Source organism: Pseudomonas sp. 34 E 7 (assembly GCF_900005715.1).
Classification (GTDB): Bacteria; Pseudomonadota; Gammaproteobacteria; order Pseudomonadales; family Pseudomonadaceae; genus Aquipseudomonas; species Aquipseudomonas orientalis_A.
In genome coordinates this window covers 1-22,592 of sequence record NZ_CVTX01000140.1, presented here as the reverse complement: position 1 = coordinate 22,592, position 22,592 = coordinate 1, and the positions used below count along the sequence as shown (strand labels likewise).

Sequence of the window (22,592 nt, the reverse complement as noted above, 5' to 3'; positions counted from 1 at the left end):
TATCGTGGAGCGCTTCGCCGAGTGGAGCCCCTCTACATGATCATTTCGTCCGCATCCGATTACCGCGCTGCCGCCAAGCGCAAGTTGCCGCGCTTTCTATTCGACTATATCGATGGCGGCGCCTACGCCGAGCATACGCTGCGGGCCAACAGTTCGGACCTGGCCGAGATAAGCCTGCGCCAGCGCATCTTGCGCAATGTCGACAACCTGAGCCTGAAAACCTCGTTGTTCGGCCAGGAGCAGGCCATGCCGGTCATCCTCAGCCCGGTCGGTTTGACGGGCATGTATGCCCGGCGCGGTGAAGTACAAGCGGCCAAGGCGGCGGCGAACAAGGGCGTGCCCTTCTGTTTGTCGACGGTGTCGGTGTGCTCGATTGAAGAGGTGGCATCGCAAAGCCCGCAGTCGATATGGTTCCAGTTGTACGTGCTCAAGGATCGCGGCTTCATGCGCAATGCGCTGGAGCGCGCGCAGGCCGCGGGGGTGACGACACTGGTGTTTACCGTCGATATGCCGACCCCGGGCGCGCGTTATCGCGATGCCCACTCCGGCATGTCCGGCCCCTATGCGGCGCAACGGCGAATGCTGCAAGCCATGACCAAGCCGCAATGGGCGTTCGATGTAGGGTTGATGGGCCGTCCCCATGACCTGGGCAATATTTCCCGGTACCTGGGCAAACCCACGCACCTGGAGGACTACATAGGCTGGCTGGCCAACAACTTCGATCCCTCGATCAGTTGGAAAGACCTGGAGTGGATTCGCGACTTCTGGAAGGGGCCGATGATCATCAAGGGCATCCTCGACCCACAGGATGCCAAGGATGCCGTGAGCTTCGGAGCCGACGGCATCGTGGTCTCCAACCATGGCGGCCGCCAGCTGGATGGCGTGTTGTCTACCGCCAAGGCGTTGCCACCGATTGCCGAGGCCGTCGGCGATGACCTCACCGTGCTGGTGGATTCCGGCATTCGTTCCGGGCTAGACGTGGTATGCATGCTCGCCCTGGGGGCCAAGGCCTGCCTGCTCGGGCGCGCCAGCGTGTACGCGTTGGCTGCCGACGGGCAGAACGGTGTGGAAAACCTGCTGGATATCTTCGCCAGGGAAATGCGCGTGGCGATGACGCTGACCGGTGTCACGTCGATCGAACAAATTGACAGTTCCACGCTGGTAGCCCGGTAATCCTGCGACTGTCCAGCCAGATAAATGACGCCACGCGCTGTCGATTGTTTTTCGAGCCTGGGCAGTCAATTGATTCCTATGGCTATTTAATAAATAAAACGATTTGGCATGAATCTCGCTCTAACGCCTCTCAAGCAGGTCAAGCGATGACAAGACGTGTGGCAGTGCCCCGGGCTTATAACCCGGCGTAAAGCGGTTTAGACTGATCCCCAATGTTTTACGGAACTGAAGGACCAGTAAGACGCCTGGCACTTGCCACTCTCATCCGCCTGTAAGACAGTCATGTGCTTAGAGGCCGCGCACCCATGAAAACACCCACCCAGACCAACGCAATTGACTTTGACAGTGCCAAATTGCAACGCCTGGGATTTGGTCAGCCATCCCTGCGTTCAGCTCGCCCCGCCACCCTTGGCCAGCTCCGCCAGCAACTTAACCAGCAATTGCAAACCAGCCTCGAGCCGGAACGCATCCTTGGCCTGTTCTTTCGCGAAATCCAGCGCCTGGTGCCGCTGGATGCCTTGCAATACCGCCACGTCACCACTGACCTGCGCCTGGAGTTCGGCCAACGCGGCCATCATTCGATGAGCTACACCTTGAGCCATGATGGCGAGCACCTGGGCGAGTTGGTGTTCCGCCGCAATCAGCGCTTTATGGAAGAGGAACTGGGCCAACTCGAATCCCTGTTGGCGGCCCTGCTGTATCCGATGCGCAATGCCCTGCTCTACCGCGCCGCCACCCGCAGCGCCTTGCGCGATCCGTTGACCGAAACCGGCAACCGCATCGCCATGGACCAGACGCTGCAACGGGAAATCGACATGGCGCGGCGGCACATGCACCCGCTGTCTCTGTTGATGCTGGACATCGACCACTTCAAGCGCATCAATGACACCCATGGCCATACCGCCGGCGACAGCGTATTGCGCGCCGTGGCTGCGGCGATCAAGGGCCAGCTGCGCAACGTGGACATGGTGTTTCGGTTTGGCGGGGAAGAGTTTCTGATCCTGCTGTCCAACACCGGCCGTGATGCGGCGCGGATGGTCGGCGAACGCCTGCGCCAGGCGGCACAAGCCCAGGACTACTGGGTAGAAGGGACGCGAATCGAATTGACGGTAAGCCTCGGCTGCTCGACGTTACTGGCGGCTGAGTCGGCTGAAAGCCTGCTGCGCCGAGCCGACAATGCCTTGTACGTGGCCAAGCGCGCAGGCCGTAATCGCCTGGCAATGGCGGGGTAACCCCCCGCCATTGCCTGTGCATCACGCCTCGCTGGCGACTCGGGCATGGCGCTCACGCACGAGCGCCGGCGCCTTTTCCTTCTCTTGTTCCAGGTGCATGCAACTTTCCAGGAACAGATACATGTAGTCGTAGCTCTTGCACACGGCCTGTCGCAACTCCACCTGCAGGGCTTTGCTCGGGTTCGTGCCGGCGAGGGTGCAGATGATTTCCAGGGCTTCCCAAGGGTGCGCGTCATCATACTGGGCGTGCATCTTCAGCCACTTCATCGCACGCTTGCGCTCTTCCTCGGGGAAGGCAGCGGCATACACGCCGGTGGAACAGACCACGGCGGACCACTCCCCCGTCGCGCCCTCGATGGCGTAGTTGGTGGCGGCAATCGCGACGATCAACGAGTCAGCCGAGCTGGTGTGCCAGCACCAATGGCTCAGTGCGTGCAACTCCGGTGGCACGTCCTGGGCCTGCAGGTCTTCAAGACTGACGCCATGGGCACGCGCCCAATTCACCCAATAATCGGCGTGGTTCAGTTCCACGCGAATATTGCGCATCAGCCAGCGTCGCGCCATGTCCTCGCCAGGATGACGGGCAAATTTGGTCTTGGTGAGGTTCTGTGCCATGTACAAGGCAAACTGCTCCACCACAGGCCAGCCGCCGATCAGGTAGTGGCGCATGGTCCTGGCGCTGAGCGTGTTATCACGCATGCGGTGGTACAGTTCGTGTTCGACAACCCGACGCTTGCTCTCGCTACAGTCCTGGATCAATTGCTGGGCCCAGGCGGGGTAACTTGAGGCTTCCATAAGCGGGCCGGTTCTGTTGAATGTGTCGATCACTGTAGGGCTCCTTTTTAAGTGTGATGTACAGACCGGCAAGTTTCAGCGGAAGGTGCCGGGCGCCTTGAATAACAGGGGCTGCGGCCGCACGGGTCGGCATTGCAGGCGGTCACAGGTAAACAATTGCGGGCGTTCGATCAGATAGCCTTGAGCGTAGTCCACACCTATCTCAAGTAACGCCTGTTCTATCTGCGACGTTTCAACAAACTCGGCAATTGTGCGTTTACCCATGACATGGCCGATGTGATTGATCACTTCGACCATGGCGCGGTTAATCGGGTCGTCCAGCATATCCTTTACGAAACTTCCATCGATCTTCAAGAAGTCTACAGGTAAATGTTTGAGATAGGCGAATGAGGACATTCCGGCGCAAAAATCATCGAGGGAAAAGTGGCAACCTAACGCCTTGAGTTCATTAATAAAACGAATTGCGCTGCCTAAATTGGCGATAGCGCTGGTCTCAGTTATTTCAAAACAAATCATTTCCGGAGGAATGCTGTAAGTGTCGAATTTCTCACGCAAAAACCCGAGAAAATCATCATCGCCAATGGTTATGCCTGACAGATTAATCGCACACATGGCCATGGGTCGGCCCGGATGCTCATGCATGCAACGGGCGATGATCTTGAATACGTTCTCCACCACCCAGCGGTCCAGGGACGTCATCAAGCCGTAACGTTCGGCCGCCGGAATAAAACTGTCGGGCAGGATGGTTCGGCCCGCTTCGTCGTGCAGGCGCAAGAGTATTTCGATGTGACCGGTGCCCGCTTCGGTATGGCCCAGAGGTGAAATCTCCTGGGAGTAAAGGCAAAAGCGGTCCTCCTCAAGGGCCATGTGCAGGCGTTGCACCCACGCCATCTCGCCAAAGCGTATGGACAGCTCCGAGTCATCGGCGTGATACACCTGCACCCGATTACGCCCCTTCTCCTTGGCCATGTAGCACGCCATATCGGCGGCGCGCAGCGACGTTTCCAGGGTGGTGGGCGTTTGCGAGATATGCACCAGGCCGATGCTGACGGTGGTCATGAACGGCCGGCCCTTCCACACAAAGTGCAGGCTTTGCACGGTGTGGCGCAGGCTCTCGGCGATCTTTTCGGCTACCGCTGCCGGGCAGTTTTCCAGGAGGATGCCAAATTCATCGCCGCCCAGGCGCGCCAGGGTATCGCCTTCGCGCAAGTCCGATTGCAGCAGCGCGCAAATGTGCCGCAGCAACTCGTCGCCCGCAGCGTGGCCGCAGGTGTCATTGACCAGCTTGAACTGGTCCAGGTCGAGGAACATCAAGGCATGCCGGCCGTTTGGCTGGCGTGACACCTGCTGCAGCACTTGCTCCAGGCGGTATTCGAATTCACGCCGGTTGGCCAGGCCGGTCAAGGCATCGTGGGTCGCCTGCCAGGAAAGATTAGCGATGTACTGGCGCTCCTGGGTCATGTCATGCAGCACCAGCACCGCGCCACTGACCTTGCCTGCGCTGCGAATCGGCGCGCCCACCAGGGTCACCGAAACGGTGCTGCCGTCCAGGCGCTGGATCAGCTTGGAATGGTCACTGCCGCCACTGAGTTCGCCTTTGATGATGTGCTCGATCAGGGTGAAGCCGTCCGGCTCGGCGTTCTCATCCAGCAATTTGAACAACGCCGCCAGCGGCAGGCCCTGGGCCTGGGCCGAATTCCAGTGGGTCAGCGCTTCGGCGGCGGGGTTCATATAGGCAATCGCACCGTCCACGTCGGTGGTGATGACCCCGTCACCAATCGACTCCAGGGTGATCTGCGCCCGCTCTTTCTCCGCCTGCAGGGCGTCGGCAAACGCGTGGCGCTGGGCCAGCAACTTGTGCGTGCGCAGCAGCGCCAGGACGATCAGGCCCAGGGCCGTGGCCAGGTTAGTGATCAACAGCAGGCGCAGGATCATCCGCGAACCTTCGCCCAAGGCATCGCTGAACGCCTTGGCCGCCGGTGTCACACCTTCGTTGATCGCCGTGATACGCGCCTTCCACAGCCGCACATCGTCGGCATCGACCCGGTCAGCAGCAATGGCGTCATGCATTTGGCGAGCAAGGTCGTCCAGTTGCAACAGGTAGCCGTCGCCCACCGTCCAGAGTTCGATGGCTTTTTCCAGGTAGCTGAAATGACGAAAGTTGAGGTACAGCCAGATCAGGCTGGAGACGTCGTCCGGGTGGTTGCCGCCCTTGATGATACCCAGGCGCGCAGCCGGAATATCAGGCGTAGAACTGTCCAGGGCGATGCGCAATTCGTGCCCGCCCTGGGGCACGGCAATGGCTTGCTGATACTTGAGGTAGGTGGCGGCTTCGCGATTATCGGCGTAGAGGGTCAGGTAGTAGATGGCGTCTTTCTGGCCCTTGGACCACAGACTTTCACCTGCCACATAGCCACGCACCGCCGAGAGCACGTAGAGACTGACGCAGCCTAACAATGCCTGGAACAGCACAACGGCAATAAAGGGCCAGACAATGCCCAGCAGCCGTGGCGTTCCGAGAGTCCGCTTTTGCTTCATGAAGTCCCTTGCACATGCACAGCTCAATACGCACGCGAAAATCCGCTCCCGATAGCACAGCCTAAGCTAAATCAACGCACTTGTTGCAGGTGTCCATACAATTTGGCGTACAACCCGCCATCGGCAATCAACTGCTGATGGTCGCCATCCTCGGCGATATGCCCGCCATCGAACACCAATACACGGTCAGCCTGTTTCACTGCCGAGAGCCGGTGGGCGATGATCAGTGTAGTACGCCCACTGAGAAACCGCGCCAGCGCCTGGTGCAGGTTGTATTCGGTGGCCGCGTCCAGCGCCGAGGTGGCTTCATCCAGAATCACCACCTTGGGCTCGGCCAGGACCATGCGCGCAATGGCCAGGCGTTGCCGTTGACCACCGGAAAAACGCACGCCGGAACGCCCCACTACGCTGTCCAGGCCCAACGGCAATGCCTTGACGGTAGCATCCAGCTGGGCGATTTCCAGTGCCTGCCAGCAGGCCTGGTCCGTGCGCTCGCGGCCCATCGTCAGGTTGGCGCGCACGGTATCGTTGAACAGCGCCGGGTGCTGCAGTACCACCGCGACGTTTTCACGGATGGTCGCCAGGCCGATTTCCTGCTGACTCGCGCCGCCAAAACGAATGCTGCCGGCCTGCGGTGTATAGAGGCCCAGCAACAGTTGCACCAGGGTACTTTTGCCGCCGCCGCTGGCGCCGACAATCGCGACTTTCTCCCCCGGTGCGATGGCCAGGTTCAATTGGTCGAGCACCAGGTCGTCACCGTAGCCGAAGTCCAGGCCGCGCACTTCGATACCGACGGTCGCACGCCCGCTGAAGGGGTCCGCACCTCCGGCGTATTGCGGCTCGTCGGCGCGGGCCAGCAGCTCGTTGATGCGCGTCAACGCGCCGCCTGCCGCGTAGTAGGCGTATTGCAGGTTGAGCAACTGCTCCACCGGGCCGATCATGAACCACAGGTAACTGAACACCGCGAGCATCTGGCCGATGGACAGGTCGGAAAACAGCACGGTCAACATGGCGGCGGCACGGAAGATGTCGATACCGAACTGGAACAGCAAACCACTGGCGCGGCTGGACGCGTCGGTTTTCCATTGCGAGTGAATGGCGTAGTCCCGCACTTCCCGGGCCCGCTGGCCCAGACGCCCGAGGAAAAAGCCCTGGCGGTTGCCGGCGCGCACTTCCTGGATGGCGTCCAGGGTTTCGGTGAGCGCCTGGGTGAACCGCGAGGTGCTGTCGTTTTCGAGTTTTTTCAGGTGTTTGACGCGCTTGCCCAACTGCACCGTGGCGTAGATCACCAACGGGTTGAACAGCAGGATCAGCAGCGCCAGTTGCCAGTGCATCCACACCAGAATCGCCGACGTGCCGACCAGGGTGAGCATCGCCACCAGGAAGCGGCTGAGGGTTTCGCCGACGAATTTGTCCAGGGTGTCCAGGTCGGTGACCAGGTGGGTGGTTACCGTGCCGCTGCCCAGGCTTTCATATTCGCCCAGGGAGATGCGCTTGAGCCGCTCGATCAGGCGCACGCGGATGCGGTAGACAATGTCCTTGGCCAGCCGCGCAAACAGCCGCGCCTGCACCACGTTGAACACCAGTGCGCCGCAGCGCAGGGCCAGGGTCATCAAGAGCATCAGGCCGATATAACCGGCGGCTTTCTGCCAGCCCAGGGGCAACGCGTGGTTCATCACCTTGAGTGCGGCGTCGCCATGGCCCAGCAGCACTTCGTCGACCAGCAGCGGCAACAGCAACGGGATAGGTACGCTGCACAAGGTCGCCAGCACGGCGACGCTGTTGGCGATCCACAGGGATTTGCGGTGACGCAGGGCCAGGCGGCGGATTTCCGCCCAGGTCAGGCGGTCGCTGATGGTTGACTCATCCCGCACAGGTAGCGCGCTCCAGCCATCGGGCGAGCAACGGTGACAGCTCGTCCAGCGGCTGGTAGCCATTGGTGAGCAGCGCCAATTGGCCGTTGCGCTCGGCCAGCAAGGTTGGGAAACCGGCAATGCCCAAATCCTGCACCCAGGTGAAATCCGCTGCCGTGGCCGCGTGCTGCTCGGCACGGTCGAACTCGCCGGCAAACTCGATACGCGGAATACCGGCCTGTTCGGCCAGTTCCACCAGCACGTGGGCGGAGGTGACGTCGCGGCCTTCTACATAAAATGCATGCTGGATCAGCCCCAGCAGCGTCCAGGCGCAATCCGGCGCCAGGCTGCGCGCAGTGACAAGGGCGCGGCACGCAGGCTCGGTGTCATAGACAAACCCCTCGGGTAACGCACCCTCGCGCTTGAACGGCTGGCCGGTGGCGTCGGTCACCGCCTGCCAGTGCTCCAGGATATAGCGCCGCGTAGTCGGTTCCAGCGCCGCGCCACTGCCGGTGCGCAAGCCGCCCACCACCAGGTGCAACTCCACGCCGGCCGCCCGGGCCTGCTCAACCAGCGCCTGCGCTACCGGGGCAAAGCCCCAGCACCAGGAACACATCGGGTCCATTACATAGAGCAGGCGCGCGGACATGGTTCAAGCCTCGGAAGGGGTTTGCTTGTAGTTGAAACCAATCGGGTGCGGCATGTTACGGGCCTTCGCCAGTTCGATCTGCTTCTGCCGGTCGATGGCGCTGCGACGGGTTTTCTCCGGCAGCTTATCCCAGCAATGCGGACAACTGATGCCGGCCACGTAGTGCTCGGACGCGCGGTCTTCTACGCTGACCGGTGTGCGGCAGGCATGGCATTGATCGTAGTCGCCTTCGCTCAAATCGTGGCGCACGGTGACGCGATTGTCGAACACGAAGCAGTCGCCCCGCCACTTGGTCTCCTCCTGCGGCACCTCTTCGAGGTATTTAAGGATACCGCCCTTGAGATGATAGACCTCGCCGAAGCCTTCGCTGAGCATATAGCTCGAGGCTTTCTCGCAACGAATGCCGCCGGTGCAGAACATGGCGACCTTCTTGTGCCTGGCCGGGTCGAAGTTGGCTTTGATGTAGTCGGGGAATTCGCGAAAACTGGTGGTCTTCGGGTCGATCGCGCCTTCAAAGGTGCCGATCGACACTTCGTAGTCGTTGCGGGTGTCGATCAGCAGCACTTCGGGGTCACTGATCAGCGCGTTCCAATCCTTGGGGTCGACGTAGGTGCCGACTTTTTTGTTCGGGTCCACGCCTTCCACGCCCAGGGTCACGATCTCTTTCTTGAGCTTGACCTTGGTGCGATAGAACGGCTGGTCGTCGCAGTAGGACTCCTTGTGGTCAATGTCGACCATGCGCGGGTCTTGCTTGAGCCACGCCATCAGGCCGTCAATGCCTTCGCGGCTGCCGGAAACGGTGCCATTGATGCCTTCTTCCGCGATCAGCAGGGTGCCTTTGATGCCGTTGTCGACCATCGCCTGCAACAGTGGCTCGCGCAGGGCGACGTAATCTTCAAGGGTGACGAACTTGTACAGTGCCGCCACGACGATAGGTTGAGTCATGGGTAATCTCTCCAGGTGGCTACCCTCGTAAGGGGTGAACCGGATGCAAAATGACGCCGACCAAGCGACGCGGCGGGCATTCTAGCAAAACCACGCCGCCACCGCATCGACACGCAGCCGCTGATGTGCCCTCAGCGGTGCGGGTTGCGTACGCCCTCCACTCGGTACCGCTGGCCGCCGAGGTGGCTGAACATCAAACGATAGGCACCGCGTCCGCGAGCAGCGGCATAACCGTGCAAGTCAGCGGACCACAGTTGGTCGCGATGAACATGCCAATGAACCGCGCCGAAACGCCCTTGACGCAAGTGGCTGAGGGCAAGGGCAATGCTGCGGCGTTCCCGGCCCGAGAGTTGGGTGTCTGCTAGCGCTGTGGTATCTAACTCCACCTGCGGGGCAGCCGCTCTCGCCGCCGCAGACGCCACCAACGGCATCTGCGCCTGGGCTTGCCGAGCACGGCGTGCGCGGCTTGTGCCGACAACCGGTGTTGTCTCCCCCACCTCGAACACGCTTGCCCCTGCCTGCTGGCCGCTCGCGCCCGCCGGATCACGGCTCGGACTTCGCAGCAAAATCGCGCCGTAGCCCATGCGTCTGAGCTCTGGTATCGGGTTACGCTGCCCCGCGAGCACGCTTTCGACTTCCCCCGGTTGGTCCACCGGCCCCGCATAGCCGTAGCTGGCCCCCTGGGTTGTATAAACATAAAGCGACATGCCGCCTTCAGCAGGACGGCGCCCATAGGCGAAATTCACCAGCCGCTCCGTTTCTTCGTGGCTCAGTTGCGCCTGCTGCGCCAAATTGATCGCCAATTCCGAGATATTCCTGGCGAACTGTGCTTCGATTCCTTCCGCGGCCCTGGCCACCGCCTGGGGTTGCCTATATCGATAGGCACTGAGGCGGCTGGCACCAAACAATACGCCTCCCACCAGAGCGCCCACGGCCGCCCCCAGCCGCGCATTGCCCAGCAGTGCCCCCGCTCCCAGGCCCAGCAAGACCAGCAGCAGCAGGATGACGACGCCACCCTGTATCTGAGTATTTTCCACGGCGGCAGGCTGCAACCCCATTGAGTCGACGAACGTGAGCGGGTTGTTGGACGCCATCAGATAAGCATTCAACTGCGCCTCGCCGCCTGCGGGGTCCGGGCTTATCCAGCGCTGCAACCACGGGGCGTAATAGCGAAAGCCGTAGTAATACAAACCGCTGACGTCACGCTCCTTGCCTGAATATCGGCGGGTTTTGTCGCTGCCCTGCACCGCGTTGCGCGACGCCCACCACGCGGTGCCCCCGTACGGAAAATAGCTCTCCTGGCTCAATAACTCGGCCTCTTCGCCCAGCTCCAGTCCATGACTCGATTGCTGATCCTTCAGGCAATAACGCAGGGTCTCCTGCGCAGCGCCGTCATCGGGTCCCAGCTCCCATTGCAGGACCTCAACCGTGCAACGCGCCACCTCAAGGCGCACGATATTCAGCCGACGCATCGGCCGGTGGCGCAGTTCCAGGCCTGGCAGGTAATACACCCGCGCCGTTTGCCGGCTACCGGCGACCTGCTGATGAGTGAGTTTGAGCGCACGCTGACCGTCACCGGCATACACATAGGTCTCTTCGTCGGCATCCTCCCCCTCACGCTCAATGGAGGTGACCCTGGCCAGCTGATTACGCACGTTCCACACCATGGGCTGGCCGCGCCCCAGCTGTTTCTGATTGCCATTGGCGTCAAAGCCTTGCGCCCCTTCGGTTGGCGCAAGCTCGCTCGACAACGCACGGTTACTGCCCGTCGCCACCTGCATGACGCGGGTGTAGCCGACACCACTGGACGGCACATGGCGCAGCCGGGTCAGGTTGCCCCCCTCGTCATAGGCATAGTGCTGGGTGTAGTTGCGCCATAAAGCGGCATCGGTCGAACCGAACGAAATACGCGCGGGCAGCGCCGGGCCAATGGCGGCGCCGGCACTTTCCCGGCCCGTCGCCTGGGTCAGTTGGTACAGCGAGTCGTATTCATAGCGGCAGGCAGCCTGCACTTGCGTGTTGTGGCTCCATTGGGTCGGTTGCGCCTGATCGAGCAGGTTTGAAACATTGCCCACGGGATCATAGGCGTAGCTCAGGTCCTGCAAGGGGGCCGCCGGCGCGTTTTTGCGGTACGCCATCAGCCGGCGCATACGGCCGTCCTCGGGCCGATAGGTGGCGAGGCTGCTCACGCCATTGCCCAGCAGGGCCGTCTCCACTTCGCCTGCGGAATTGTAGTCGTAGCGTTCGATGACGGTCTTGCGCACGCCACTTTTCAAAGTGAGGTGAATATGTGTGGCCTGTCCGTCCAGACCATAGGCAAAGTGCCGACCGTTTCCCTTGGCGTCGACCTGTTCCAAGGTGCTGCCAAGGGCATCAAACGTCCAGCGCGTGGTGTAACCCGCGCTTTCCAGCTGCTGGTTCTGCTCGGCCTGGGCAAGCGGCCAGTCCACCTCACCGGGCGCGTCGCGAAACCGCCGCGTTTGCCGCAGCACTTGCCCGGTAATCCCGTACGCGTCGTACACCTGCGTGCCCGCCGGGTCGGCATGACGGACCAGTTGGCCGCTGCGGTTGAGCGCGCGGTGCTCGGGGGTTGGCGGGGCATACGCCAGGCTTTCGACACAGCGGGGCCGTGCTTCGTTGGCCGCTTGTTCGAACACTGCCACCGGACGCTGCAAGGCGTCGTAGTCGTGGCGCTGGTAGGCACCCCGCCCATCCCAGGCATGCAACAGTTGCCCGGATGGCGCTGCCAGCAACAGCCGCATACCGGCGTCCACATCGTTGCGGCGCACCAGCGCACCGGACAGGCTGTACACCGACACCTGGTTGGCCTCGGTGGCGGGCTCGCTCAATTTAAGCGCATGCAGGCGCGCGTCCCACTGCTGCAGCAGCAGACCGCTGGCCCCAAACACCTGGCGCATGACACGGGCCGTTGGCGCCGCCTGGGGGGTTGCGCGCAGGTAAGCGACGTTGCGCACGGTCAACCCACGGGGGTCGAATGCCGCGAGCGAGGGCGTATTTCGATGAAGCGAAGCAGACATGATCACATGACCTCAATGGCACAAAGGTCGGCAAAGCCTGGGCTTGATGCGGTGGATAAAGGTGGTATCGGCGTATGGGTGCCGGCGATGCCTGTAAATACCTATACCTGGCCCCGTCAATCTGCGTGATAGCGTTTTTCATTGCCCGCCGGACCCATCGGCGGGCGTGAAGGAACGTACGAATATGCAAGCCGACAGCAGCTCCTTGCTCGCTCAATTGATTGATCACTCACGCCCTCCCGCCCCCGGTCGGGACGATTTCAACAGCGCGCTGCAGCGCCTCGCCATTCACTCGGTATTCGACATTGTGCGACTCGGCGAAAAGGCCTTTGCAGAGCAACTGGCCACCTGCAACGACGACGATGCCCACGCGGTGTACCTCAAGGCTCGCAGCGCTGCTGCGCAACTGGAAAGCGTGTTTCGCGAACAGCAAGTCTCGTCGGACCGCCCTTCCCGGCGCGATAAACGCGATGTCGCCGCTCAAGACGGTGCCACCTACCAGGCGTTGTTCAAGGAAAACCGCGAACAGTTCTGCGCCAGTTCGTCCATTGCCGCCATCGATTCGCCGGCCGCCTACCTGCGCGCGCTTTATCTGTTCGCCCTGCAACTGGAACAGAATGCCAAGGGGGCGGACGCGGTCAAGCTGGCCGAGCGCCGCGCGGACCTGCAGGATCTGTTGATCGACCCACACAGCGTCGCGGGCCAGGTGCCCATGCTGTCGATCATCAATCACACCTTGCTGCGCAATATCGCCGGTGCCAACGACAACGACACCTACACACGACTGAGCAAAACCTGGTACCCCTTTTCACTGCCGTATCATTTTCACCACCAGCAATGCCGGCTGGGCTTGTCGGGCGACAGGCCCATGTTGGGTGAGTTGAACTATCGCATCAGTCGCCAGTTGCCCCTGGCCGCAGAAACCAGCACTTACGGGCAAGTCGTTACCCACAATCACGAGGTTCAATGTCTGTTATCGGGGCTGAGCCCTGAACAACAGGCGATGCTCAAAAGTGACTTGGCCTCGGCGCAGGATGCCCAGACGTTCTATCGGACGTACTTCAACTGGACGGCCGCACAGGGCCCGGAAAACGTCACTGACTTTCTGCACCCTACGCAACTGGACGCCGAACAACTTCAAGCGCTGTTGGCGCTACAGACACAAACACCGCGCAAATCGCCTTACTGCAAGCAGGACACCGGGCTCACTTACGGTGCCTGTTACATCAATGGCGCGACGGCCCCCACACCCGCGATCAACCTGGACAACAAGGCCCCCGCCAAGCTGGTCAACGTGAGCCTGGAACGCTTCGACAGGCTGCAACGGATGATCCGGCTGCAGCGCTGGCTCGGCCTGCCGTTCGCACAATTGGACACCTTGCTGGTCAGCGCCATGCGCTGCGAAAACGCCGACAACCGCGCGCTGCTGATCACCCATAACACCCTTCGGGCGCTGGGGGTGTTTTGCCATCTGAGCAAGCGCTACAACTTGCAAGCCGAAGAGTTTGCCGCCTGGCTCCATCAGTTGCCGGTTCACGCCTCGGGTGAGCGCGTGTCATTGTTCGATCAGGTGTTCAACCGCGCAGGTTCCGCCTTGCCGCCCCTGTACCTGGACGGCAAGGCGTTCGACGCCACCACTGCACAACAACTCTGCGCCGGACTGGGCCTGCAAGACACCCAGGATTCGCTGCAACTGCTGATCGCCGATGGGCCTGCAACGCGTACGATCGAGACCGTCAGCGCACTGTATCGACAAGCGCGAATCGCCCGCCTGTTCGGCTTGTCGGTCATGGAATGCCAGCAACTGGCGCAGTTGCTCGGCAAAGCCAACGTCCTCACGCAACTGCGCAACCCGACACTGCGTCGCAATGCCATAGGCGCTACCGACTTTCTCGATGTGCTCATGCACCTGGAGTGGGCCAGCCGCTGGCTCAAGGAAAACGGCAACAGCCTGTCACTGTTCAGGCATCAGCTACTGCTTGACCAGCAGGTCCTGGACCCCGCCATCAACCTGCTGTTGAAAGAGTTCACGGCCTATGATCAGGCGTCCGTCTCCACAAAGTTGAATCTGCTTGAACTGCCTCGACAACCCTCTGACGAAACACCTCGCCTGCCCGCCGTTGACTGGCGATCCCTGGTCCATCAGGTACTGCAACGGATGCGCTCGAACACGACCATCGAGGTGGCGCTCGATCAAGTGCTGGCTGGCGTTGTAATCAGCACGGCCCCCAGACGCAGAGTCCTCATCATCGAACAAACCAAACCCATGCTTCTTACCCTGGTGGGCACGCTACGTGATGAGCTCTGGGCGCTGTACGGGCGCCTCAAAGACATCATCCACGCCGTCCCCCAACTGCCAGGCAACGCCAACGGGCATCAGAAATATGACCATCATGGGCATTTCCTGCGTTTGTACGCGCCCGGTGCCCCACCGCTGCAAACCCTCGGCTATCTGATCTTGCTGCTCCCTCACGCCGTCGATGTTCTGCAATGGCCGATCAGCCGCCAGGCGCTTGATCAATTTCTGGTAAACCCGCACTGGCTGGACAGCGATCATCAACCGTCCTCGTTACTGGAACTGACGCCGCACACCCTCTACCTCATGCAGCAGTTCAACCATTGCATCGACCGCTTCGGCCTGACCGAAGGACAGATTCTCGATTACTTCAGGCTGGCCAATACACCGCCCAGTAGCGCGGCACAAAACACCAGTGACGAAACCAACGAGCATCTGGCCCGACTCTGTGGCTGGAGTGCCAGCGAAATAGGCGTTTTCAGCGGCCAGCTGAGCCCGCCCCGCATTACCTCAATGGATCGCCTGGACTGGCTGCTGCGCTGCCGCCACGCCAGCAGCGCCACCGGACTGTCCGCCACGCAGCTGATTGCCGCCAGCCAACTTAAAACCGACTCGACGTTCGCTCAATGGAAGGCCGTCGGCGAGGCGCTGACCAGTGCGCATGCCTCTGCCATTGACACCCTGTCCCCTTTTGACCTGCTCAAGGACTGATCATGTCGCATTCGCTTGACCACCAGCTTAATGAAAGCCTGCGCGACGCCATGCTCGCGTACTACCTCACCCATAAGGTACCTCGCGCCCTCAAAGCCAGACTCAGCACGGCCGATGACCTTTACGCGTATTGGTTACTCGACGTGCAAGTCAGCCAGGCCGTGCCGACCAGCCCGGTCGCCTGTGCCGTTTCCAGCCTGCAGCAATACATCACCCGTATTCAACTGGGCCTTGAGCCGGGCTATGAACATCAGGGCATGACCGCGCAACAGAGCAAGGTCTGGCGCGAACAATTGCACAGCTACCCGCTCTGGAATGCCAGCCAGCAATTGCGCTACCACCCGGCCAACTATCTGGACCCGACGTTACGGCGTGACAAGACCGACAGTTTTCAACAGTTGGAAAACGATCTCAGCCAATACCGAATTCAAGCCGACGCCGTCGTCACGGCGGTTCAGAGTTACCTGGCCCGGTTCGAGGAAACCGCCAACATACGCACGATCAACGGCTATATCGACGCAGACTTGAGCAACCTGCATCGCGGCACTTATTACTTCATCGGCAAATCGAGCTCCGGGAACACCTATTACTGGCGCTCCCTGGACCTGTCCAGGCGCGCCGGCGCGGTGCTGTTGCAGGACGCCTGGTCGGACTGGAAAAAAATCAACCTGTCGGTCTCCGACGCTACCGCCGAGCAAAGCATCCGACCGGTGTATTTCAATAGCCGACTATTTTTCATCTGGGCCGAGTGCATCAAACCCACCCCAAGCAGTTCGTTCAAGCCGGCGCGATGGGATTCAGAGAAAAAGGAACTCCTGGCCGACTGGATCAATACCCACTACGTCCAATTCCGGCTCAATTTCTCGTATGAAAAACACGATGGCAGTTGGAGCGCACCCCAGGCGTGCATTGAGAAATACTGCGCGACCGAAGACGTCAACGCCTCGACCTCCGAGCTCCTCAAAAGCATTACGCAAACGGTGGCGATCGTTGATGACAACAGCACCCCTGCGCTTTTTTTAAGTGTCCTCGCCACCAGCCGCAAAGATCCCAAACAGCAGGATAATTTCATCGGCAAATTCTTCCAGGCCGTGCATATCGACCAGTCTTTCAACATCACCACCGTCGCCGATGGCGGTAGCCCCGAGCGCTACAGCGTGCTGCCCGACTCAGACGTGGACGAAGAAATAAACCGACTGCTGGAACCCTTCGATCCGTCCCAGAAGACCAAAGTGCAGGCCATACTCAAGGGCCAGACGCACAGTCCCAACGGTTATTACAGCGAATTGCTGCCTGACAGCGCCCGGCACTTTCTCGCGCTCTTTGCGCACAAGAACCAGGGCAACCTGCAGTTCAAAATAACGCCCACGCCCGACTACACTATTTCCATAGCATCGCAAAAGATTTTCCCGGACAAGGCGCATTGGAACCATGAAAACAACCAGGCAAAAATAAAGGACACCGACCGCACTCAGGTTTTTTTTGATTCAAACACCCATGAACTCGTGTTCTCTTCGACACTCAGTGACCGCTTCCAGCAGCCGTACACCGTCACAATAAACAAACTGCAGGGTGCGACCATTACGCTGATCACCCATGATGCGCTGGATGACCCGACAACGACTCAGCTTAAACTGAGCAAGGGGTCTAAAATTACCGGTGTATCGACAGCGTTGAAAACCAACTTTTACGCACTGTATTTTAGAAATTCGATCACGCAGGAAGAGTTCCCCAATGCTGTACATCATGCTGACGGCGCATTGTTTACTCATATAACAACCGCAACAGAGCCAGACACCCTATTGTTGGAAGGTCATTTCATCGAAAAAGACGCCTTCGTCAATTTATACACAAACAAACTCTTCGATTTCACCCTTAACCGTTACGGCGCTTTTTCCGAGCCCGAGAATAAAATCAACAAGCTGCATTCACAGAATGTGTTGCTGACCAAAAAGGCAAAAGTGACCACGCCCCACTTGCGCGCCTTTAAACACGTCATCATGAGTGCGAACTTCAAAGACTACCCCTTTACCGAGACCATTAACGCCAATTCTCATCGCATCATCAACTTCCAGGACACGGCGCACGAAAGCCTCACCGGATCGAGTGCCGAATTACCGGCCGGGCATCGGGTCACGACGCGCATTCCGGTGACACAGGAGCAGATGACCTCCGGCCTCACCCTGATCCATGGCGTGGTCACCCTTGAGCCCGAGAAAGACGGCACGAAAATCCTCGGCTATGCGTTGAATACGGCGGTCCTGAAACTGACAACATCGGCTTCTGAGCCCATGCTCAACCCGCAACTGGCGCCGACGATCAGAAGGCTTGAGTCGGACAGAATCGGCACCGCTGAATTCATCGACTTCTCCAATAGCGGGGCAAGCCTGCCCGCCGGCCTGCCCGCCACCCTGCGCATGAATACCTGCTTTGCCGCAAAGCTGGTGCAGGCGGCAAATGTCAGCCTTGAACACCTGTTCTCGTTAACGCCAGAAACCTGGCAAGAACCTCCACTCACCCCCGAGGGTAAAGCGCAAGGCATTGACTTCCGGGGGGCCAACGGCAAGTACTTCTGGGAGCTGTTCCTGTACGTGCCCTGGCTGATCGCCCATCGCCTGAATCAGGAGCAGCAGTATGTCGAAGCGCAGACCTGGATCAGCTACCTGTTCGATCCGGGGCGAGCAGCCGATACCTCCAACGACCGGCCCGCCTTTTGGGGATTGCGCGAACTCGCCCGTGAAGAACGCCTGCCCGGTCACACCAGCCACGATCCCCACGAACTGGCGACACGCGCCCCCGTGTATTTTCGCAAGGCGATCTACCTGTTTTACCTGGACATCCTGATCAATCGCGGCGATGCGGAGTATCGCCAGCTCACCCCGGACAGCCTGACCCAAGCCAAGCTCTGGTACACCCGAGCCCACCATTTCCTTGGCCCACGCCCCAGGGTCACCACCGCTGAACCCTGGGCGCAAATCACCCTTGCCACGTTGGCAACGCAGGGTTCTCAAGCGCTGAAAAGACTTGAGCAAACCCACCCCACCGTGGACATCAACCTGTCGGTCGAAGGCGATGCACCGGCTTCGCTGACGGACACCGACAACCTGTGCCTGCCTTTCAACACCGAGCTGGTGGCGCGCTGGGACAAGCTCGAAAGCCGTCTGCATAACCTGCGGCACAATCTTGACATCACCGGCAGACCCTTGCGCCTGGCGCTCTACGCGGCCCCGCTGTCGCCTCTGAAGTTATTGGCCAGCCAGGGCAAAGGGGCTTTCAGCGAAAGCGCGGCAGCGCCGTTCATGGACGCGCAGGTCGGCCATTATCGCTTCCAGGTCATGCTGGGCCACGCGCTCACGGCCACCGAAGCGGTGATCCAACTCGGCAATACGCTGCTGAGCCTGATTGAACGCAAGGAACAGGCGGAATATCTGGAGTTACAGCAACAACAAGCGTGGGACCTGGCCAACATCGTCGTGACCCAGCAGACCCAGGCGTTGCAGATCGACGGGAAGAACCGGGAAGCACTCGACGCCAGTCGCCGCATGATCGAGTCGCGGATGCACTACTACGCACACCAGCTCACCGAAGGCATCAGCGCCGGGGAGTCCCACGCCGGCTGGCTCTACCTGCTCAGCAGCGGGTTCGACACCGCTGCTTCGGCCGCCGCCGTAGGGGCCGGCATCGCGATGGTGGCGCCGAATATCTTCGGCACCAGTGTCGGCGGCTCGCGCTGGGAAGGGCCGTTCTATGCCGCCCAAGCCTTGGCCCAGGGCGCTGCCACCGCGCTGCGTGGCGACGCCGCCGACCTGGATCGCTCCGAGCAATTCAACCGCCGGGCGCAGGAGTGGGCCCATGCCCAGGATCAGGCCCGACTCGAACTGGCCCAAGTCGATGCCCAACTACAAGCCTATGCCGAGCAGGAAAAAGCCACGCGCCTGCAATTGCGCCTGGCCGAGACCTCCCTGGCCCAGGCCTGGTCGACCTATCAATTGCTGGCCAAGCGCTTTTCCAAGGCGCAGCTGTATGACTGGCTCAATGCCCAGTTGAGCAAGTTCTACTATCAGCTCTATGACCTTGGCCTCTCCCTGTGCCGCACCGCCCAGGCGTGCTGGCAGTACGAGATAGCCGACCATGAGCGCACGTTTATCCAGCCCGGCGCCTGGAACAACAACTACCGTGGCTATCTGGCGGGCGAAGCGCTGAAGCTGTCGTTGTTGAACATGAACACGGCCTATTTGAACCATAACGTGCGGGACCTGGAGATCGTCAAAACCATTTCACTGCGTCACCGCCTGAACGAGTGCGAGGTCGCCTCACCCGGCACCTTCCAGACGCCGCCCTCCGGTCCTGAAGACAAATGGACACGTCTCAAACTGCAACTGGTCAGCAAAGGCAGGCTCTGCTTCAAATTGCCCGCCGCCCTGTTTGAGGAGGATTACCCCCGGCACATCCTGCGCCGGATCAAAGGCATCAGCGTATCGTTGCCCGCGACGCTGGGCCCCTATGAAGACATCAAGGCGATACTGACCCAGACCCGCAACGACATCGAACTGCCCACGGGCGAGCTGCGCACGGACATGCGTGCCCATCAGCAAATCGCCCTTTCCACCGGGCTGGACGACAACGGCCTGTTCCCCCTCACGTTCGACAGCAACGAGCGTTACTTGCCGTTCGAATACACCGGGGCCATTTCCGACTGGACCCTGGAGTTTCCCAACCCGGACCGGCAGAAAGCCGTGCTGGAATCCATCAACGATATTGTCATTCACCTGCGCTACACCGCCAGGGCGGCCGCTGCCGGCGGGGGCCAGGCATGAGCGACGCCACTCACAACCTGCAGGTCAATACCCCGGCAATGCCCAAGGGCGGTGCCGCTATCCAGGGCACCGGCAAGGGCTGGGGCGATATCGGTTCCAGTGGTACGGCAAGCCTTGAGATTGCGTTGCCGATTTCGCCCGCGCGCGGCTATACGCCAGCCCTGTCGCTGACCTACCAGAGCGGCGCCGGTAACGGTCCCTTCGGCCTGGGCTGGGGCGTGCACCTGGGCGCCGTCAGCCGACGCACCTCCCATGGCGTGCCGGGGTACACAATGGACGATGCGTTTGTGGGCCCCGACGGGCAAATCTGGCTGCCGGAACGCGACGCCGAGGGAGCGATCATCAGCAGCCCCCTTACATCCTTCAATGGCTTGCCACTGCCGCGCGCGTATACGGTTACCCGCCACTTCCCCAGGGTCGAAACCCGCTTCGACCGTATCGAACACTGGCAATCGGCAACCGACACGGCGGGCTTCTGGTTGCTGCGCGCTGCCGATGGCAGTCAGCACTTCTACGGAAAAACCCCGCTGGCCCGGATTGCCGATCCGGACCAGGCGCAGCATGTGGCGCAATGGTTGTTGCAGGAAAGCCTGAATGCCCACGGCGAGCACATTTATTATCACTACACCAAAGAAACCGACACCACGCGCTACCCCAGGGACTGCCGCGCCCGGCATTACCTGGACAGTGTCTGCTATGCCAACTTCAGCGCCAGGGAGCAGGAGCAGCTTTACCTCTGGCAGACCGACGATAAACCGGACAGGGGCTGGCACTTTCAATTGCTGTTCGATTACGGCGAACGCGCCCTTGAACTGGATCAACGGCCGACGTATCGCAAAATCCGCGACTGGCCGGCACGGCAAGACCCTTGCTCGGATTTTGCCTACGGATTTGAGTTACGCACCCTGCGCCGTTGCAGCCAGATCCTGATGTTTCACCACTTCCCCAAAGAAGCGCGAATGGGCGCCGACCCGGTGCTGGTCAAGCGCCTGCTCCTGGAATACCGCACCTCCAGCCATGTCAGCCTGCTGAGCGCGGTCCATGAGCAGGCCTACGACAGCGCGGGCAATTGCGTGAGCCGCCCGCCGCTGGAGTGCTTTTACCAGACGAGCCAGCTCAAGGTCGATCCGAGCCGCTACCAGGCATTCAGTGCATTGCCCAGGCTGCATGACGGCGTGCGTTATCAACTGGTGGACCTGTATGGCGAAGGCCTGCCCGGTGTGTTGTACCACGTAGACAAAAGCTGGTATTACCATGAGCCGCTGAGACCGCAGCAGCCACGCACCGGCGACGAGGTGAGCTACGGCGCGGCGCTGGAGTTGACCCGCGTGCCGGTCGCCGACAGCACCCGGCCCGTGCACCAGGCGCTGGCCGATGTGGATGGCGATGGGCGTCTGGACTGGTTGGTGGCGGGTCCCGGAATGCATGGTTTTTTCAGCCTGGACGAACAGCGCAACTGGTCAGCCTATACGCCGTTCGATGCCTTCCCCTCGGAGTTCTTCCACGCCCAGGGCCTGCTCGCCGACCTGATGGGGGCAGGCCGTCATGACTTTGCGATGATCGGCCCGCGCAGCGTGCGCCTGTATGAAAATCGCCGACCCGCCGGCTTCGCCCCTCCCACCGAAGTGGCGCACAGGCCTGACGATAGCTTGCCGGTCATTTCCACTTCGCCCAACGAAGTGGTGGCGTTCAGCGATGTACTCGCCACGGGTCAACAGCATCTGGTGCGAATCCGCCACAACGAAGTCAAATGCTGGCCGAACCTGGGGCGCGGCCGTTTTGGCCAGGGGTTTGTATTGGCCACATTGCCGTTGCGGTATCAGACGTTCAACGCGGCGCATGTACTGCTCGTCGACCTCAACGGCGGCGGCGCGGCAGACTTGCTGTACCTGAGCGCCACGCACCTGAACATCTTCCTCAACAAGGGCGGCAACGGTTTCGAGACACAGGCGATCAAAGTCCCGTGGCCAAAAGGCGTGCAGTACGACGATCACTGCCAGGTCAGCGTCGTCGATGTGCTCGGCCTGGGCTGTCCGAGCCTGATCCTGACGGCTGTCCATCAGACCCCGGTTCATTGGCGCTACGACTTTTTCAACCACAAGCCCTGGCTGCTCACACGCACCGACAACAACATGGGCGCCCAGGCGTCGATCAAATATCGAAGCAGTGCCCAGGAGTGGCTGGACGAAAAACGCGAGCTGCAGGCCCAGGGCCAACCCGCGATCAGCCAGTTACCCTTTGCGCTGCTGCTGGCCAGCCAACACACCCAGCGCGATGAAATTACCGGCAACCAGTTGACCCGCCGCATGAGCTACCGCCAGGCGTATTACGACCGTGTGGACCGCGAGTTCCGTGGCTTCGGGCTGTTGCTGCAAACCGACACCGACAACCCCAAGGACGCCCCCCTCACGCCGGGCTCCAGCGCACCCTTGCTCAGCAAGACCTGGTTCCATACCGGACGATCCCTTGACATGCCCTGCCTCGGCCGCAGCACGCACGACCCGCACGCCAAGCCCCTCGGCCGCACGCTGGTCAGCCGCTACAG

General features: G+C 60.8%; 11 protein-coding genes. 5 read left to right on the top strand and 6 right to left on the bottom strand.

Annotated elements, in window-relative coordinates; translation table 11 throughout:
• The first annotated feature begins 36 nt into the window (after positions 1–36).
• Both lldD and BFP96_RS13365 read left to right on the top strand, forming a co-directional pair.
• The gene (lldD, locus tag BFP96_RS13370) at positions 37–1,173 is read left to right on the top strand and encodes an FMN-dependent L-lactate dehydrogenase LldD (protein WP_065936391.1); all 1,137 of its coding nucleotides are present in this window, start codon (positions 37–39) and stop codon (positions 1,171–1,173) included.
• Between the two features lie 305 nt (positions 1,174–1,478).
• Positions 1,479–2,405: a GGDEF domain-containing protein gene (locus tag BFP96_RS13365; protein WP_065895481.1), complete on the top strand. Its 927-nt coding sequence runs from the start codon at positions 1,479–1,481 to the stop codon at positions 2,403–2,405.
• A gap of 21 nt (positions 2,406–2,426) precedes the next feature.
• On the opposite strand, the gene BFP96_RS13360 is transcribed toward BFP96_RS13365, so the two are convergent.
• The 6 genes from BFP96_RS13360 to BFP96_RS13335 all read right to left on the bottom strand — a co-directional run bounded on the left by BFP96_RS13360 (position 2,427) and on the right by BFP96_RS13335 (position 12,223).
• Positions 2,427–3,200, bottom strand: a complete 774-nt coding sequence (locus BFP96_RS13360) for a TenA family transcriptional regulator (protein WP_262411909.1) — start codon at positions 3,198–3,200, stop codon at positions 2,427–2,429.
• A gap of 75 nt (positions 3,201–3,275) precedes the next feature.
• Positions 3,276–5,738 (bottom strand): EAL domain-containing protein, encoded by a 2,463-nt coding sequence (locus BFP96_RS13355; protein ID WP_065896814.1) that lies wholly within the window; start codon positions 5,736–5,738, stop codon positions 3,276–3,278.
• 71 nt (positions 5,739–5,809) lie between these two features.
• Complete coding sequence (locus BFP96_RS13350; protein ID WP_163001570.1) at positions 5,810–7,594, bottom strand: ABC transporter ATP-binding protein; 1,785 nt, start codon at positions 7,592–7,594, stop codon at positions 5,810–5,812.
• 7 nt (positions 7,595–7,601) lie between these two features.
• A complete protein-coding gene (locus BFP96_RS13345) occupies positions 7,602–8,240 on the bottom strand; it encodes a DsbA family protein (protein ID WP_065895479.1) in 639 nt (212 codons plus the stop codon).
• A gap of 3 nt (positions 8,241–8,243) precedes the next feature.
• A complete protein-coding gene (locus BFP96_RS13340) occupies positions 8,244–9,185 on the bottom strand; it encodes an oxygen-dependent tRNA uridine(34) hydroxylase TrhO (protein WP_065936390.1) in 942 nt (313 codons plus the stop codon).
• Between the two features lie 131 nt (positions 9,186–9,316).
• Complete coding sequence (locus BFP96_RS13335) at positions 9,317–12,223, bottom strand: RHS repeat-associated core domain-containing protein (protein ID WP_065936400.1); 2,907 nt, start codon at positions 12,221–12,223, stop codon at positions 9,317–9,319.
• A gap of 184 nt (positions 12,224–12,407) precedes the next feature.
• Here BFP96_RS13335 and BFP96_RS13330 point away from each other — a divergent pair, with 184 nt between their 5' ends.
• From BFP96_RS13330 to BFP96_RS13320, 3 genes are all read left to right on the top strand, one after another.
• Positions 12,408–15,230, top strand: a complete 2,823-nt coding sequence (locus tag BFP96_RS13330) for a Tc toxin subunit A (RefSeq protein ID WP_065936389.1) — start codon at positions 12,408–12,410, stop codon at positions 15,228–15,230.
• A 2-nt stretch (positions 15,231–15,232) separates the two neighbouring features.
• Positions 15,233–20,047: a Tc toxin subunit A-related protein gene (locus BFP96_RS13325; RefSeq protein WP_065936388.1), complete on the top strand. Its 4,815-nt coding sequence runs from the start codon at positions 15,233–15,235 to the stop codon at positions 20,045–20,047.
• The coding region (locus tag BFP96_RS13320; protein ID WP_305885257.1) for a SpvB/TcaC N-terminal domain-containing protein at positions 20,044–22,592 on the top strand (2,549 nt) is incomplete at its 3' end. The genes BFP96_RS13325 and BFP96_RS13320, both read left to right, overlap by 4 nt.